The organism is Crenalkalicoccus roseus (assembly GCF_004761865.1).
Classification (GTDB): Bacteria; Pseudomonadota; Alphaproteobacteria; order Acetobacterales; family Acetobacteraceae; genus Crenalkalicoccus; species Crenalkalicoccus roseus.
This window is the reverse complement of the sequence record NZ_SJDM01000013.1, coordinates 12,006-27,896: the sequence shown is the minus strand read 5'-3', so window position 1 is coordinate 27,896 and position 15,891 is coordinate 12,006. Positions and strand designations below refer to the sequence as shown.

Genomic DNA, 15,891 nt, shown 5'->3' with positions numbered 1-15,891 from the left:
CTCCTCAGCCGAAGGTCCAGTCCGCAAGGCCCGGCATGGCGCCGTTGGCGAGGGTGATCACGTCCACGATCAGGCCGTCCCAGGAGCGGATTTCCCAGGCGAAGCCGCCGATGTGCTCGAACCGCGCGCCGCCCGCGAGGCTGCCATAGCCGAGGAACAGCAGTCGGTCGCCTTCCAGCGCGTTGAAGTCGGTGACGATGTCGCCCTGCGCCTGTCCGGCGTGGAAGACGAACAGGTCGGCGCCCGTCCCGCCGGTCAGCACGTTCTCGCCCGCGCCGCCGACCAGGGTGTCGTTGCCGCCGCCGCCCTCGATGTAGTCGTCGCCGTCGCCGCCGAACAGCCAGTTGGCGCCGGCATCGCCGATCAGCACGTCGTCGAAGGAGGAACCGATCAGGCTGTGGATGTTGAGCAGCCGCGTGCCGCTGCCAAGCTCGAGCCCGGCCTCGAGCAGCACCGTCACCCCCGCCTCGCGCCCGGCGAAGCTCGCGGTGTTGCGCCCCGCCCCGCCGTCCAGCGTGTCCTGCCCCGCCGCGCTCACCAGCGTGTCGTTGCCGCCGCCGCCGGTGATCTCGTCATCCTCTGGCGTGTCCCACAGCATGTCGTCGGCGGACGTACCGATGATGAGCATGCCAGCTTCTCCGGGCGATCTCCGGCGGCCCTGCGGGGGCGGCCTACCTCTGGGCGATTTTCATATTTGCTTTACAACTTATGGTGAAGTCGCCACACTGTCTTGAAATGTTGCGCCTCCGGAGTCGCGGCACGGCCGCAACCGACCAGGGTGCGGCCCGAACTCGTAATGAGTTGTTAAACCCCAACGGGTTGAGATTGACCTGAATACAACCATTGGTTAGCAAGAGGTCAAACCGAGGCATCTGTCGGGTGCCTCCCTCAACCGTGAGGCAAGGCCCATGTCCGACTACGCATCCCTCATTGGTGGCGGCTCCGACACGATTCCCATCACCGGCGTGGATCCGAACGGATCCTACGCCTACTTCTGGTCGAGCGGGGACATCTTCATCGACCTCGGCAATGGCAGCGACCAGTGGATCAGCTCCAACACCACCGGCAACGAGACGGTGCTCGGCGGCAACGGCGACGACTCGATCTTCTCCGGCACCGGCGATGACGTACTCGGCGGCGGCAACGGCAACGACCTGATCAGCACCGCCGGCGGCAACAACACGATCAGCGGCGGCAACGGCGACGACACGCTGGTCGGCGGCGGCGGCAACGACCTGATCAGCGGCGACAACGGCAACGACAGCATCGCCGGCGGCGGCGGCAACGACACCCTGATCGGCGGCAACGGCGACGACCAGCTCTTCGGCGGCGACGGCCAGGACGTGCTGTTCGGAGGCAGCGGCAACGACACCCTCTGGGGCGGGGACGGCGACGACGTCCTCTACGGCGGCAGCGGCAACGACTTCCTGGTCGGTGGCGCCGGCAACGACACCCTCTGGGGCGGCTCGGGCAACGACGTCTTCTTCTTCGACAGCAATTTCGGCAACGACGTGATCGCGGACCTCGCGGCCGGCGACCAGATCTGGCTGAAGGCCGACATCAACGGCTCGGGCATCGCCAGCGCCAGCGACCTGGTGACCCAGGGCCTGGTGAGCGGCGGCGTCGAGAACGGCAAGGCCTACACCCTGATCCAGATAGGCTCCGACTCGATCCGTATCGAGAACATGGACGCCGAGGCCTTCAAGGCTGCGATCGCCACCTGGGTGAAGATCCAGTTCTAGACGTGATGGCGCCCGCCCCGCCGGGGCGGGAAGGAGCGGAGCCTGGACACGATCCTGCACAGCGCGGCGGCATCCTCCGGTGCCGACGCGGCCGCCGCGGCGGAGCTGATCGCGCTGTCGCCGGGCATCGTGCTGATCTGTTTCGCAGGCGAAGCATCCGGCCTCGACCCTGCCGGGGTCTTCCTCCGCCCCGACTCCGAGCCGGTCCGCCCGCCGCTTTCCTGGCACCGCCTCGCCACCGCGCGCGGCCCCGCCCTGCTGCTGCTCTGCCGCGCCCAGCCCTGCGTCCGCCCCGGCGCCGCGCTCGAACTCGGCAGCGGCGACGGCCGCTCGCTGCGCCTGCGCCTCGGTGCCCCCGCCCCGCTCGACGCCCTGGCCGGGGGCCTGCCGCCATCCGCGGTGCAGGAGCTGCTCCGCTTCATCGCCGCGAAGGCCACGGGCATTCTGCGCCACAGCGAGGATGACGGCCTCGCCGAGGCCTGCCACCGCGTGGCCGAGGCGGTGATGGCCCCGGACCGCTGCGCCCTGCCCGTGGCGCTCTGCGGGCACGACATGGTGATGTGGGCGCTGCCCAGGGGCGTGACGGCCGAGGGCGCCTGCTACGCCCTCAGCCGCCGCCGGCTGCGCCGCGTGACGGTCTCCGGCGGGGTGGTGGCGCTGCGCGACCGCCAGTTTGAGGGCGGCTACCTCCTCGCCCCGGATGGCGGCGGGCCGATCCACCTCGCCCCCGCCGGCGGCCCCCTGCCCTCCCTCGCCGAGCTCGGCCGGCGCAAGGACGCGCGGAGCCGCGCCTGGTACCGCAGCGGCCTCGCCGAGCTCTCGCGCCGCGCCGCGGCGGACCCCGAGGCCAGGCGGCGGCTGCGCGACCTGCAGCTCCTCCTTCCCACCGGGCGCCCGCACCACCTGGCCCAGCCGGACCGGCCGCTTGGCGCCTCGCTGGAGATGGCGGTGTGCGACCACGGGGGCGGCGTCTTCCTCCGCGGCTGGATCCGCGACCCGCTCGGCCTCGTCGCGGCGCTCGCGCTGCGCGGCCCGCATGGCGAGCAGCCGCTGCCCATGGCGGCGCTGGAGCGGTTCGGCCGGCCCGACCTCGCCGAGCAGTTCGCCGGCGCGCCGCATGGCGGAGCGGGCCCGAAGCCGGGCTTCGCCCTGCACCTGCCCGAAGCGGCGCGCCGCCCGGTGGCGCAGTGGTCGCTGCGCGTCGCCCTGACCACGGGCGATTCCCTCACCCTGGTCGCGCCGCCCGCCATCATGCACCCGCAGGGGGCGCGCGACGCGGTGCTCTCCGCCATCGCCCCGGCGGAGGTGACGCCGGCGCTGATGGAGCGCTGCATCGCCCCGGCGGTGGAGCGGCTGCACCGCGCCGCGCTCGCCGGCCGGCCGGAGCCCGAGGTGGTGCGCATCGGCACGCCGCCGCGGGCGCCCGCCGCCTCCATCGTGGTGCCGCTCTACCGCAACCTGCGCTTCCTGCGGCCGCAATACGCGAGCTTCGCGCGCGACCCCTCGCTCGGCGGGGCGGAGCTGATCTACGTGCTGGATTCGCCCGAGCAGCGGCGGGAGGTGGAGCACCTGCTGCGCGGCCTGCACGGGCTCTATGCCCGGCCGCTCACCCTGCTCGTGCAGGGCGGCAATTACGGCTACGCCGCCGCCTGCAACGCCGGCGCCGCCGCGGCGCAGGGCGGCGTGCTGGTGATGCTGAACTCCGACGTGGTGCCGGCGGCGCGCGGCTGGATCCGCCCCCTGCTCGGCGCCCTGGCGCGGCGGCGCCTCGCCGCGGTCGGGCCGAAGCTGCTGTTCGAGGACGGCTCGCTGCAGCACGCCGGGCTGTTCTTCGAGCGCGGCCCCGAGGGCGAGTGGCACAACAGCCACTACTGGAAGGGCTGCCCCCGCCACTTCCCGCCGGCGCAGCGGGCGCGGCCGGTGCCCGCCGTCACCGGCGCCGCGCTCTGCGTCCGCCGCGCCGCCTTCGAGGCGGTCGGCGGCTTCAGCACCGACTACGTGATCGGCGACTACGAGGATTCCGACCTCTGCCTGAAGCTGCGCGAGGCGGGCGGGGAGATCGCCTACGTGCCCGGGGCGGAGCTCTACCACTTCGAACGGCAGTCCATCCGCGACCACGCGGGCTACGCCCGCACCCTCGCCGCCGCCTACAACCGCCGCCTGCACCACCGCCGCTGGTCCGAGGCCATCGCGCGGCTGATGGCGCGGGGGTCGCCCCACGCCGCGAGGGAGGGCTGAGGCGGTGCGCCTGCTCTTCCTCTGCCACAACCACCCCGCCCTGCAGCCCGGCGGCACCGAGACGGTGGCCCGCCTGCTGTTCCGCGAGCTGCGCGACCGGCACGGGGCGGAGGGGCTGTTCCTCGCCGCCGTCACCGGCGCGCACCGCGAGCGCCGGCCCGGCACGCTGCTGCAGGCGCTGGACGGGGCGGCGGACGAGATGCTGGTCTGGCTCGGCCATTTCGACCGCTTCTTCCTCTCCCAGCCGGACACCTACGGCCTCGCCACCCTCGCCCCGGTGATTACGCAGGCGAGGCCCGAGGTGGTGCACATCCATCACCCGCTGCTGTTCGGGCTGGAGACGCTGGACCTGATCCGCCGCGTCGCGCCGCGGGCGCGGATCCTGTTCACCGCGCACGACTTCTTCCCGCTCTGCCCGCAGGAGGGCCAGCTCCTCACCACCGACGGGCGGCTCTGCCACGGCCCCTCGCTCGACGCCTGCCGGCGCTGCTTCCCCGCCCGGCACGGCGCCGACTTCGTGCTGCGCGACCTCGCGGTGCGCGACGCCTTCCGCGCGGTGGAGCGCATCCTGCTGCCGAGCGCCTTCGCGCGCGACCGCTACCTGGCCGCGGGCTGGCCGGCGGAGCGCCTCGCCGTGGTGCCGAACGGTGTCCCCGAGGCGGCGCCCGCCCCGCACCGCCCGGCGCCGGACGGGCGACGCGACCGCTTCGGCTTCTTCGGCCACATCAACCGCTTCAAGGGCAGCGTGGTGCTGCTGCAGGCCTCGCGCCTGCTGAGCGCGCAGGGGGTGGAGCACGGCGTGGCGCTGAACGGCGGCAGCGCCCACCAGTCCGAGGCCTTCATGCAGGAGTTCGAGGCCGCGCTCGCCGCCGCGCCGGCGGCGCGCCGCCAGGGGCCCTACGCGCCGGACGGGCTGCCGGGGCTGATGGCGCAGGTGGACTGGGTGGTGGTGCCCTCCGTCTGGTGGGAGAACGCGCCGCTGGTGATCCTCGAGGCCTTCCGCCACCGCCGCCCGGTGATCTGCGGCGGCGTCGGCGGCATGGCCGAGCTGGTGCGCGACGGCGTGGACGGGCTGTACGCCCCGGTGGGCGACCCGGCGGGCCTCGCCCGCGTGATGCGCCGCGCCGCCGAGACCGAGGGGCTTTGGGAACGGCTGGTGGCGGGCATCCGCCCGCCGCCCGCCATCGCCGAGATCGCAGAACGACATCTGAGGCTCTACCGCGATTCGAGGACGGCGCTCGCCGCCTGAGCGGGCGGGAGCGCCGATGGGAAGATGGAACGCATGAAGCTCAGGCCGGTCCCCACCGTCGGGCGGGCGCCCCGTCCCGCGCCGCGCGCGGCCCCCGCCGCCCGCGCCGCGCCCTCCGAGGTGCGCGGACTCGTGGACAACGCCACCGCCGAACGGCTTTACGGCTGGGCCTGGGATGCCGCGCACCCCGCGCGCCGGCTGCGGGTGGAGCTGCGCCTGGCCGGCGAGGCGGTGGCGAGCGCCGTCGCCGACCTGGCGCGGCCCGACCTCGCCGGCAACGGCGTCGGCGACGGGCGGCACGCCTTCGAGTTCCCGCTCGATCCCGCCTGGCTCGAGCGCCGCGGCGAGCTCAGCGTGGTCGCCTTCGGCGCCGACGGGGCGGAGGCGCCGATCGCCATGCGCATCCGCCGCGCCGAGGACGCGCAGGCGGCGGCGCAGCTCCGCCGCGCGGTGGAGGAGCTGGCCGAGGAGCAGCGCGACCTCCGCGCCGGGCTCGCCCTGCTGCGCGAGCGCGCGGCGGCGCTGCCCGAGGCCGCCGCGGTGGCGGCGATCGGCGCGGCGCAGGAGGAGCTCGCGCGCAAGGTCCAGGCGCTCGAACTCTGGCTCACCCGGCTGGACGGCAGGCTCGGCGAGGCCGCCTCCGCCCGCGAGGCCCGCGGCGAGGGCCGGCTCGACGGCTGGGAGGCGGCGCTGATCGCGGTGCTGGCCGCCGCCGCCGCCGCGGCCCTCGCCGTCGCCGCCGCCTTCCACTGGATGGCCTGACCGGGATGGCCGCGACGGGCAGCAGGACCGGCAGCGAGGCGCTGCTCCAGGCCGCGATCGGGGAGGTGCGCGAGACGGTGCGGCGCTGGCTGTGGCTGCTGCTCGGCCTCGGCCTGATGGCCACCCTGCTCGCCCTCGGCGTGCTGATGACGCGGCTGTTCCTGATCGCCTTCGTCGCCTACACCCATGACGAGGCCTCGCTGCGCTCCGCCGTCGTCTACTGGACGCTGGCGACGGTCGGCGTCGTCGCGCTGGGCAGCCTGCAGGCGGGCGCGGTGGCGCGCATCGCCCGCTACGCGGCCGAGCGCCTGGCGGTGCCGGCGGTGCTGGCCACGGCGCAGCGCGCCGGGCGGCCGGAGACGCTCGCCAACCAGGCGATCCGCGAGGTGGAGACGATCCGCGCCACCCTCTCGGGCCAGGCCACCTCGGTGCTGCTGCACGCGGTGCTGACGCCGGTCTACCTCGCCTTCGCCTTCGCCATCCACTGGGCGCTCGGGGTGGTCTCGCTGGCGTTCTGCGCGCTCGCCGCCGTGGTCAGCCTGCTCGTCACCCGCGCGCGCGGACGCGCGGCGGCGCTCGGCGGTGAGGACCGCGCCCGCGCCTTCGGCCTCGCCGCCGACGCCATGCGCGCGGGCGAGGCGGTGCTGGCGATGGGGATGCTGCCGCGCCTGGTGCGGGAGTGGATCGCCGTCGGCACCGCCTCCGCCGCCGAGGCTTGGCAGCACGAGCGCCGCGCCTCGCTGCTGCGCAGCTTCCTCGACGCGGTGATGAGCAAGTACCGGCTGATCCTGATCATCACCGGCACGGCGCTGATGCTCGCGGGCGAGGAGCGGTCCTTCTGGATGATCGGCTGCACCTTCGTCCTGATGCGCATCCCGGAGCCCTTCGCGCTGATCGGGGAGCACTCGCAGGATCTGGCCGAGGGGTTCGGCGCCTGGCGGCGGCTGCGCGCGCTGGTGCGCGCCAGCCCGGCGCCCTCCGAGGGGCTCGCCTTCCCCTGCCCGCGCGGGCGGCTGGTGGCGGAGCGGCTGAGCTTCGGCTTCCGCGGCCCGCAGCCGCCGCTGTTCCGCGGCCTCGACCTCGCCGTGGAGCCGGGGGAGGTGGTCGGCATCGTCGGCGCCTCGGGCAGCGGCAAGTCGACGCTGCTGCGGCTGCTGATCGGCATGTACGCGCCGGGCGGCGGCGGGGTCTATCTCGACGGCCAGGCGACGCACCAGTGGGACCGCCAGGCGCTGGCGCGGCATGTCGGCTTCCTGCCGCAGGAGCCGCTGCTCTCCCGCGGCAGCGCCGCCGAGGTGATCGCGCGGCTCGAGGAGCCGGACATGGACCTGGTGCTGGACGCGGCGCGCCGCGCCGGCGCGCACGAGGCGATCGTCGGCCTGCCGCTCGGCTACGCCACGCCGCTCGCGGGCGGCCACCAGCTCTCGACCGGGCAGCGCCACCGCATCGCGCTGGCCCGCGCCCTCTACGGCCGGCCGCGGCTGCTGGTGCTGGACGAGCTCGCCGCCTCCCTCGACGCGGAGGGGGAGGCGCATGTCGCCCGCCTGCTCGCGGCGCTGCGCGAGGAGGGGAGCGCGGTGGTCTTCACCACCCACCGCCCCGCCCTGCTCGCGGTGGCGGACCGGGTGCTGGCGCTGCGGGGCGGCGTGCTGGTCCCGGCGGCGGAGGAGCCGGCGCCGCGCCTGGCCCGGCCGCAGCCGCGCCTGGCCCGCGCGCCGGAGGAGGCGCGGGCATGAGCGCGGCGGCGCAGGCCATGGCCGGGCTCAGGCTGCGCGACCACGGCGCGACGCCGCTCTGCCTGCTCGCCCTGCTGCTGCTCACCCTGGGCGGCCAGCTCGGGCTGCTCAGCTTCGTGCTGCTGCTGCTGCACGTCGCCGACGGCGTCGCCGAGACGCGCAACGTGGACACGCTGATCGGCTTCGTGCTGCTGTTCCTGTTCTTCACCGTCCTGTCCTGGATCTTCCACCACCTGCGCACGGTGATCCTGGCGGCGATGGCGGAACGCCTCGGGCTGCGGCTGCAGGCGATGGCGCTGCAGGCGGCGGTCCGCACCGCGGTGCGGCAGGACGCGGTGGAGGGCGCGGCGGTGCTGCAGGACATCGCCACGGTGCAGTCCTTCCTGCGCGGCCCCGGCCCCGCCGCCCTCCTCGACCTCTCGGTGTCGCTGACGGCGCTCGGGGTGATGTTCTACATGGACAGGACGCTCGGGCTGATCGGCACGGGCGGCATCCTCGCCGCGCTGCTGCTCGGCCTGCTGCTGCACCTCGCCACCCGGCGCGTGACGGCGGAGGCGAAGCGGCGCCTCGCCGCCACCTCGGCCGAGCTTGGCGGCCAGCTCGTGCATCCCGACCTGGTGCGCGGCCTCGGCATGCTGCGCCCGACCATGCTGCGCTGGCAGCGCCGCTACGCCGGCGCGCTCGCCAGCCTCTACCGCGTCAACCGGCGCACCAGGGCGCTGAACGGCCTCGATGAGCTGGTCTTCGCCGCCTACTTCATCGCCGCCAAGGTCTACATCCTCTACCTGATCTTCGACCATGTCGGCACGCTCGGCATGCTGGTCGCGGCCTACCTGATCTGCGGGGTGGCGGTGATGCCCTTCGGCGCGCTGGCCCGCAGCTGGCAGGGGACGGGCTTCGCCCTGCAGTCCTGGCGGCGCCTGCGCGAGGTGCTGCGCGACCAGGCGGAGCCGGCGGCGCTGCCGCCCGACCCCGAGGCGCCGCCGGGGCTGCTGGCGGAGGCGCTCTCCTTCCACCCGCCGGGGCGGGAGCGGCCGATCATCGGCGCGCTGACGCTCCGCCTCGCCCCCGGCACGGTGGCGACCGTCGAGGGGCCGAACGGCGCCGGCAAGAGCACGCTCGTGCGCCTGCTCCTCGGGCTGATGCCGCCGACCGCGGGGCGGGTGCTGCTCGACGGGCAGGACACCTGGCGCTGCGACCGCGGCGCGCTCGGCGCGCGCATCGGCTACCTGCCGCAGGACGTGCAGCTCCTCGACGCGAGCGTGCTGCACAACATCGGCCGCGGCCCCGACGCGGCGCCGGAGGCGGTGGTGGAGGCCGCCCGCGCCGCCGGGGCGCACGAGATGATCGGCCGCCTGCCGCTCGGCTACCAGACGCCCTCCGGCGCCACCTCCGGCCTCTCGGCCGGGCAGCGGCGGCTGATCGGCCTCGCCCGCGCCCTCTACGGCCGGCCGCGGCTGCTGGTGCTGGACGAGCCGGAGGTGGGCCTCGACGGTCAGGCGCGCCTCGCCCTCCGCGCCGCCGTCGCGGCGCTGCGCGAGGCGGGCGGGGTGGCGCTGGTCGTCACGCACGAGCCCGGCACCTGGCGCGACCTCGCCGACCTGCGGCTGCTGCTGGAACCGGGCGGCGCCTGGCAGGTGCGCCCGGCGCGCGACGCCGACGAGACCATGGGAGCCCCCCTTGCCGCCCTCGACTGATCCTGCCGGCCGCGCGCCGGCGCTGCCCGGCGCCGCGCCCCCCTCCCCCCCGCCGATCGGGGCGCAGCTCGAGGCCGCGGTGGCCGCGCCGCCGATCGGGCGGGTGGTGCGCACCTCGCTCCTCGTGATGGCGCTGACGCTGACACCCTTCTTCGGCTGGGCGACGATGACGACGCTCGAGCGCGCGGTGATCGCGCCCGGCCAGCTCATCCCGGAGAGCCGGCGCAAGACCGTCAACCTGCTCGAACCCGGCATCCTGCGCCGGCTGCTGGTGCGGGAGGGCGAGGCGGTGGAGGCCGGCCAGCCGCTGCTGCAGCTCGACGTCACCCAGGCGGAGGCGCTGGCCGAGCAGGCGCGCGCCCAGGTGTGGAGCGGGCGGGCGCGCATCGCCCGGCTGCGCGCCGAGCAGGCGGAGAGCCGCGACCTCGCCTTCCCCGAGGAGCTGCGCCGCGCCGGGACCGCCGACCCGGCGGTGCGCGTCTTCCTCGAGGCCGAGGAGGCGCTGTTCGCCGCCCGCTGGCAGGCCTTCGACGGCCAGGTGGCGGTGCAGGAGCGGCAGATCGCGCAGTTCCAGGAGCAGATCGCGGGCGCCCGCGCGCAGCGCCAGGCGGCGGAGCGCCAGCTCCGCTCGGCGCGCGAGCAGGTGGCCAGCCTGCAGGAGCTGCTGAAGCAGGGCTTCGCCGCCCGCTTCCGGGTGCTCGAGATGCAGCGGGTGGAGCAGGGCTACATCGCCGCCGCCGGCCAGGCCGCGGCGCAGGAGGCGCAGTTCCGCGAGGCGGTGGCCGGGGCGGAGAAGCAGCTCGCCACGCTCCGCCTCGCCCGGCTGTCGGAGATCGCGGCCGATCTGCAGGCGGCGGAGACGCAGGTGGCGACCGCGGCGCAGCAGCTCCGCGCCGCCGAGGACGTGCTGGCCCGCCGCGAGGTGCTGGCGCCGGAAGCCGGCAGGGTCACCGCGATCCGCGCCTTTACCCCGGGCAGCAGCATCGCCTCCGGCGAGGCGATCCTCGATCTGGTGCCGCTGCGCGACCGCTTCGTGGTCGAGGCGCAGATCAGCCCGACGGACATCGAGCAGGTGGCGGTGGGGCAGCGGGTGAACGTCCGCCTGGTTCCCTTCCGGGTGCGGCATGTCCCCCTGATCCCGGGCCGGATCATCCATGTCGCGCCCGACGCCGCGGCCGACCCGGCGGGGCGGAGCTACTACCTCGCGCGCGCCGAGCTCGACCCCGAGGTGCTCGACAGGGTGCCGGAGGTGGTGCTGCACGCCGGCATGCCCGCGGAGGTCTTCGTGCTGGGCGAGGAGCGGACGCCGCTCTCCTATCTGTGGTCGCCGATCCGCAACGCCTCCCGCCGCGCCTTCCGCGACTGACGCCGGATCCCGTCAGGCACGGCCGCGCCCGCCGCGGATCGGGCGCTCCTGCGGCGCAGCCGGGCCGCGCGCCGGCGCCCGAGGGCGGATCGGCCGCGATCCGCGGGGCCCGGCGTGACGCCCCCGGCGGCGCGGCCGCGCCGGGGGCCGTCCGCCCCGCCCGTCAGGCGCCGAGGGCGCTCGCGGCCCCGCCCCTGGCCTTCACCGGAATGCGCAGGTAGCGCACGCCGTTCTCCTCCGCCTCCGGGAAGCGGCCGGCGCGGATGTTGACCTGGATCGAGGGCAGCAGCAGCAGCGGCGCGGCGAGCTTGGCGTCGCGCTCGGTGCGGAAGCGCACGAACTCCTCCTCCGTCACGCCGTCCTTCACGTGCGGGTTGTGGGCGCGCTGCTCGGCCACCGTGCTCTGCCAGGCGTAGTGGTCGCGCCCCGGCGCCTTGTAGTCGTGGCACATCCAGAGGCGGGTCTCCGGCGGCAGGGCCAGCAGGCGCCGGATCGAGCGGTAGAGCGCCCGCGCGTCGCCGCCCGGGAAGTCGGCGCGCGCCGTGCCGTAGTCGTGCATGAACAGCGTGTCGCCGACGAACACGTCGTCGCCGATCCTGTAGGCGACATCGGCCGGGGTGTGGCCGGGGACGTGCAGCACCTCCACCTCCAGGGAGCCGAGGGGGAAGCGCTCGCCATCCTTGAACAGCCGGTCGAAGTCCCCGCCCTCGGGCTTCAGGTCGCGGGCGTCGAAGACCGGGCGGAAGATGCGCTGCACCTCCTTGATGTGCTCGCCGATGCCGATCGGCGCGCCGGTCTTGGCCTTGATGTAGGGGGCGGCGGTCAGGTGGTCGGCATGGGCGTGGGTCTCCAGCACCCAGGCGATGCGCACCCCCTCCTCCTCGGCGGCCTTGAGGATGCGGTCGGCGAAGGCGGTGTCGGCCTCGCCGGAGCGGTGGTCGTAGTCGAGCACCGGGTCGATGACCGCGCCCTCCCGCGTCGCCGGGTCCCAGACCAGGTAGCTGACGGTGTTGGTCGGCTCGTCGAAGAAGGCGCGGATCCTGGGGGTTCCGTTCTGCATCTCGTCCTCCGCTTGGGTGGCCCCGGTGGGGGCTTGACGGCAATATAAGGCGATACTTAATAAGCGCAAGCTTATCGAACGGCGGATACGGAGATGGTCGCACCGGCGGGAATGATAGCCACGGACCTCGCGGCGCTGCAGGCACAGGCGGCGGAGGCGGCGCGGATGCTGCGCCTCCTCGCCAACGAGAACCGGCTGCTGCTGCTCTGCCACCTGGCGGGCGAGGGCGAGATGACGGTGGGGCGGCTGGCGGAGGCGATCGGCCTCTCCCAGCCCGCGCTCTCCCAGCACCTCGCCCGGCTGCGCGAGGACGGGCTGGTGGCCACCCGCAGGGAGGCGCAGGCGGTGTTCTACCGCCTGGCCGACCCGAAGGCCGCCCGGCTGCTCGCCGTGCTGCGCGACCTCTACTGCCCGCCCGAAGCCTGACCCCCATGCCGCAGGAGACCGACATGCTGAAGACCGTAACCCCCGAGGAGGCCGCCCGGATGCTGCGCGAGGGCGCGACGCTCGTGGATGTGCGCGAGCCCGACGAGCACGCGCGCGAGCGCATCCCCGGCGCGCGCAACCTGCCGCTGTCGCGGCTGGAGGAGGCGGAACTCGCCGTCCAGCAGGGCCGGCCGGTGCTGTTCCACTGCCGCTCCGGCGCCCGCACCGAGGGCAATGCCGCACGGCTCGCCGCCAAGGCGGGCGGCTGCGAGGCCTATGTGGTCGCGGGCGGGCTCGAGGCCTGGAAGCGCGCCGGCCTGCCGGTGGCCGAGGACCGGCGCCAGCCGCTCGAGCTGATGCGCCAGGTGCAGATCGCCGCCGGCTCGCTGGTGCTGCTCGGCGTGCTGCTCGGCGCGCTGGTCTCGCCCTGGCTCTACGGGCTTTCCGCCTTCGTCGGCGCCGGGCTGGTCTTCGCCGGCCTGACCGGCACCTGCGGCCTGGCGCGGCTGCTGCGGCTCATGCCCTGGAACCGCGCCCTGGCCGCCGCCTGATCCCACCCCGGTCGCGCCGCGGCCGGGATCCCGCCCCGATGCCCATCGCCCGCCGCGCCCGCCGCGGCGGGAAGGAGCCTTCGTGCCATGCACAGCCTCTCGCTGCTCCAGGGCCTGCTCGGCGCCGCCTCCGGCGTGCTGGTCGGCTTCTCGCTCGGCCTGGTCGGCGGCGGCGGCTCGATCCTCGCGGTGCCGCTGCTGGTCTATCTGGTCGGCGTGCCGGTGCCGCACCTCGCGATCGGCACCAGCGCGGTGGCCGTCGCGGCGAATGCGGCGATGAGCCTGATGAACCACGCCCGCGCCGGCAATGTGCGCTGGCCCTGCGCTGCGGTCTTTGCCGGCGCCGGCGTGCTCGGCGCCTTCGCCGGGGCGCAGCTCGGCAAGCGGGTGGACGGGCAGGCGCTGCTCGCCGCCTTCGCGGTGATGATGGTGGTGGTCGCCCTGCTCATGCTGCGCCGGCGCGAGCCGGGGCAGGACCGGCGGGTGCGGCTGAACCGCGGCAACGCGCCGGCGCTGGTCGGCACCGGCCTCGCGGTGGGGGCGCTTTCCGGCTTCTTCGGCATCGGCGGCGGCTTCCTGATCGTGCCCGGGCTGATCCTGGCGACGGGGATGCCGATGCTGCAGGCGGTCGGCACCTCGCTGGTCGCGGTCACCGCCTTCGGCCTGACCACGGCGACGAGCTACGCCTGGGCGGGGCTCGTGGACTGGACGCTGGCCGCCGTCTTCGTCGGCGGCGGCGTGCTCGGCAGCCTGCTCGGCGCCCGCGCGGCGCGGGCGCTGTCGCGCCGGCGCGGCCTGCTCACCAAGGTCTTCGCCGGGCTGATCATCCTGGTCGCCGCCTACATGCTGGCGCGCAGCCTCGGCCTGGCCGGCTGAGGCCGCGGCCCCTTTCCGGCAACGGAGCCATGACCATGCACCGCAGGACCGCCCTCGCGCTTTCCCTCGCCCTGCCGGCCATCGCCCGGCATGCCGCCGCCGCCGAGCCGGTGCGCGCCTACGGCCCGGGCGGCCCGGCGCCGGCGATGCGCGCCGCCGCATCCGCCTTCCGGCAGGCGAGCGGCATCGCCGTGGAGGTGACCGCCGGACCGACACCGCAATGGAGGGAGCGTGCGCAGGGCGACGCCGACCTGCTGTTCTCCGGCGCCGAGTACATGATGAGCGAGTTTTTGGCGCAGTTCCGGGATCAGGTGGACACCACGACCGTGACGACGCTCTACCTCCGCCCCTCGGCGCTTCTGGTGCGCAAGGGCAACCCGCGCCGCTTCGCCGGCCTGCGCGATTTGCTCGCGCGCCCGCGGGAGGAGTCGCGCCTGATCGTCACCCAGGGCGCCGGCCAGGTGGCGATGTGGGAGGACGTCGCCGGCCGCACCGGCGAGGTGGCGCTGGTGCGCGCCATGCGCGAGCGCATCGCCCTCCTCGCCCCGAACAGCGCCGCCGCGCTGCAGGCGTGGCGCGGCAGGCCGGAGGCCTACGACGCCTGGCTCATCTGGAACATCTGGCAGGTCGCCAACCCCGACGACGCCGATCTGGTGGAGATCGAGGAGCCCCTGCGCATCTGGCGCTCCACCGGAACGGTGCTCACCCGCCGCGGCGCCGCGCGCGAGGAAGCGCAGCGCTTCGTCGCCTTCCTCGCCGCGCCCGAGGGTGCGGCCATCTTCCGCCGCTTCGGCTGGAGCGGGTAGGCATCCCGGGCGCGGCGTGCCAGCCTCGGCGCGCAGGATGAGGGCGGGGCCCCGCAGACCACGTGCGAATTCGGGCGAAGGAGCCGGGATGTGACCGACGACGAGATCCGCGACCTTCTTCTCGCCACGCGGCGCATCGCCGTGGTCGGCGCCTCGGACCGCCCCGACCGGCCGAGCTTCGGCGTCGCCCGCTTCCTGGTGGAGCGCGGCTACGATGTCACCCCCGTCAACCCCGCCCTGGCCGGGCGGGCGCTGCACGGCCGCCCCGTCGCCGCGGACCTCGCCGCGGCGGCGCCGCTCGACCTCGTGGACGTGTTCCGCCGCAGCGAGCTGGCCGGCGCGGTGGTGGACGAGGCGATCCGCCTCGGCGCCCGCGCCGTGTGGCTGCAGCTCGGCGTGGTGGACGAGGCGGCGGGGGCGCGGGCGCGTGCGGCGGGGCTGCGCTTCGTGCAGGACCGCTGCCCGGTGATCGAGTGGCGCCGCCTCGGCCTGCCCGCGCGTCTTGCCTGATCCCGCCCCGCCCGCTTGAAAGCCCGCGCGGTCCGGGCCACCTCGCGCCGTGGCCTCAGGCCCGGAACGTCCGCCGCGCGGGCGGCCGGATCGGGGGGCTTCGGGCCAAGGGAGACGGAGACATCATGACCGACGAAGAGCGCCGGATCATCACCGAGTTCGTGCAGCGCGTGGCGGGCGCCTCCGCCCCCGCCCGGGCGGCCGGACCCTGGGGCGGCAGCGTGCCGAGCACCCAGGCACGCCCGCCCCTGCCGCCGGTGGACCCGGAGGCGGACGCGCTGATCGCCGACCTCTTCAGCCGCTACCCGGAGGCGCGCTACCGCCTCACCCAGACCGCCTTCGTGCAGGAGCACGCGCTGACCCAGGCGCAGAACCGCATCCAGGAGCTGGAGTGGGAGCTGGAGAACGCCCGCCGCCAGGCCCAGGCGGCGCAGGGCCGGGGCGGGCTGCTCGGCGGGATGTTCGGCGGCGGCGCCGGCCGCGCGGCGCCGATGCCGCCCCGCCCGCAGCCCCTGCCCCCGCCGGGCGGGGTGAACCCGGCGGCGATGCAGCCCGGCCGCAGCGGCCCCGGTTTCCTCGCCACCGCGGCGATGACCGCGGCCGGCGTCGCCGGCGGCATGGTGCTCGGCAACATGCTGATGAACGCCTTCTCCGGCGGCGGCATGGCGCAGGCCGCGGGCATGGATGCCGGCGCCTTCGGGCAGGAGGCGGTGCCGGCCTCCTCCCCCTGGACCGATCCGGGTGCGGCCGCGGCCGAGCCGGGCTTCCAGCCCGCCGGCGGCCAGGACGCCTGGGGCGGCTACGAGGACGAGGGCGGCGCCGGCTACGACGATGCCGGGGGCTTCGACGAGGAGATCTGACACCCGCGCGGC

General features: G+C 75.3%; 15 protein-coding genes. 13 read left to right on the top strand and 2 right to left on the bottom strand.

What is annotated here, in order from left to right:
* Positions 1 to 4: 4 nt before the first annotated feature.
* A complete protein-coding gene (locus tag ET526_RS11240; RefSeq protein ID WP_135467794.1) occupies positions 5 to 628 on the bottom strand; it encodes a calcium-binding protein in 624 nt (207 codons plus the stop codon).
* Between the two features lie 337 nt (positions 629 to 965).
* Between ET526_RS11240 and ET526_RS22395 the strand changes: the two genes are divergently transcribed.
* From ET526_RS22395 to ET526_RS11205, 7 genes are all read left to right on the top strand, one after another.
* A complete protein-coding gene (locus ET526_RS22395) occupies positions 966 to 1,742 on the top strand; it encodes a calcium-binding protein (RefSeq protein ID WP_158295560.1) in 777 nt (258 codons plus the stop codon).
* A gap of 129 nt (positions 1,743 to 1,871) precedes the next feature.
* The gene (locus ET526_RS11230; RefSeq protein ID WP_135467792.1) at positions 1,872 to 3,980 is read left to right on the top strand and encodes a glycosyltransferase; all 2,109 of its coding nucleotides are present in this window, start codon (positions 1,872 to 1,874) and stop codon (positions 3,978 to 3,980) included.
* Between the two features lie 4 nt (positions 3,981 to 3,984).
* Positions 3,985 to 5,229 carry a glycosyltransferase family 4 protein gene (locus ET526_RS11225; protein WP_135467791.1) on the top strand — a complete coding sequence of 415 codons (1,245 nt, stop codon included), beginning with the start codon at positions 3,985 to 3,987 and terminating at the stop codon, positions 5,227 to 5,229.
* 33 nt (positions 5,230 to 5,262) lie between these two features.
* Positions 5,263 to 5,991, top strand: a complete 729-nt coding sequence (locus ET526_RS11220; protein WP_135467790.1) for a hypothetical protein — start codon at positions 5,263 to 5,265, stop codon at positions 5,989 to 5,991.
* Positions 5,992 to 5,996: 5 nt separating this feature from the next.
* Positions 5,997 to 7,727: an ATP-binding cassette domain-containing protein gene (locus ET526_RS11215; RefSeq protein WP_135467789.1), complete on the top strand. Its 1,731-nt coding sequence runs from the start codon at positions 5,997 to 5,999 to the stop codon at positions 7,725 to 7,727.
* On the top strand, positions 7,724 to 9,424 hold the full coding sequence (locus ET526_RS11210; RefSeq protein WP_135467788.1) for an ATP-binding cassette domain-containing protein: 1,701 nt from the start codon (positions 7,724 to 7,726) through the stop codon (positions 9,422 to 9,424). The genes ET526_RS11215 and ET526_RS11210 overlap by 4 nt, the downstream gene beginning before the upstream one ends.
* Entirely contained in the window at positions 9,408 to 10,790 is a 1,383-nt protein-coding gene (locus tag ET526_RS11205; RefSeq protein ID WP_135467787.1) for an HlyD family type I secretion periplasmic adaptor subunit, read from the top strand. The genes ET526_RS11210 and ET526_RS11205 overlap by 17 nt, the downstream gene beginning before the upstream one ends.
* A gap of 163 nt (positions 10,791 to 10,953) precedes the next feature.
* Here the strand turns inward: ET526_RS11205 and ET526_RS11200 are convergent, their stop codons facing one another.
* Positions 10,954 to 11,850 carry an MBL fold metallo-hydrolase gene (locus ET526_RS11200; RefSeq protein WP_135467786.1) on the bottom strand — a complete coding sequence of 299 codons (897 nt, stop codon included), beginning with the start codon at positions 11,848 to 11,850 and terminating at the stop codon, positions 10,954 to 10,956.
* 111 nt (positions 11,851 to 11,961) lie between these two features.
* Here ET526_RS11200 and ET526_RS11195 point away from each other — a divergent pair, with 111 nt between their 5' ends.
* From ET526_RS11195 to ET526_RS11170, 6 genes are all read left to right on the top strand, one after another.
* Positions 11,962 to 12,276, top strand: a complete 315-nt coding sequence (locus tag ET526_RS11195) for an ArsR/SmtB family transcription factor (protein ID WP_192898685.1) — start codon at positions 11,962 to 11,964, stop codon at positions 12,274 to 12,276.
* A 23-nt stretch (positions 12,277 to 12,299) separates the two neighbouring features.
* Positions 12,300 to 12,827 carry a rhodanese-like domain-containing protein gene (locus ET526_RS11190; RefSeq protein WP_135467784.1) on the top strand — a complete coding sequence of 176 codons (528 nt, stop codon included), beginning with the start codon at positions 12,300 to 12,302 and terminating at the stop codon, positions 12,825 to 12,827.
* Between the two features lie 87 nt (positions 12,828 to 12,914).
* The gene (locus ET526_RS11185) at positions 12,915 to 13,703 is read left to right on the top strand and encodes a sulfite exporter TauE/SafE family protein (RefSeq protein WP_135467783.1); all 789 of its coding nucleotides are present in this window, start codon (positions 12,915 to 12,917) and stop codon (positions 13,701 to 13,703) included.
* Between the two features lie 35 nt (positions 13,704 to 13,738).
* Positions 13,739 to 14,509 (top strand): substrate-binding domain-containing protein, encoded by a 771-nt coding sequence (locus tag ET526_RS11180; RefSeq protein ID WP_135467782.1) that lies wholly within the window; start codon positions 13,739 to 13,741, stop codon positions 14,507 to 14,509.
* A 90-nt stretch (positions 14,510 to 14,599) separates the two neighbouring features.
* Positions 14,600 to 15,019, top strand: coding sequence for a CoA-binding protein (locus ET526_RS11175; protein WP_135467781.1), 420 nt, complete (start codon positions 14,600 to 14,602; stop codon positions 15,017 to 15,019).
* A 125-nt stretch (positions 15,020 to 15,144) separates the two neighbouring features.
* Positions 15,145 to 15,879, top strand: coding sequence for a DUF2076 domain-containing protein (locus ET526_RS11170; protein WP_135467780.1), 735 nt, complete (start codon positions 15,145 to 15,147; stop codon positions 15,877 to 15,879).
* Positions 15,880 to 15,891: the final 12 nt, after the last annotated feature.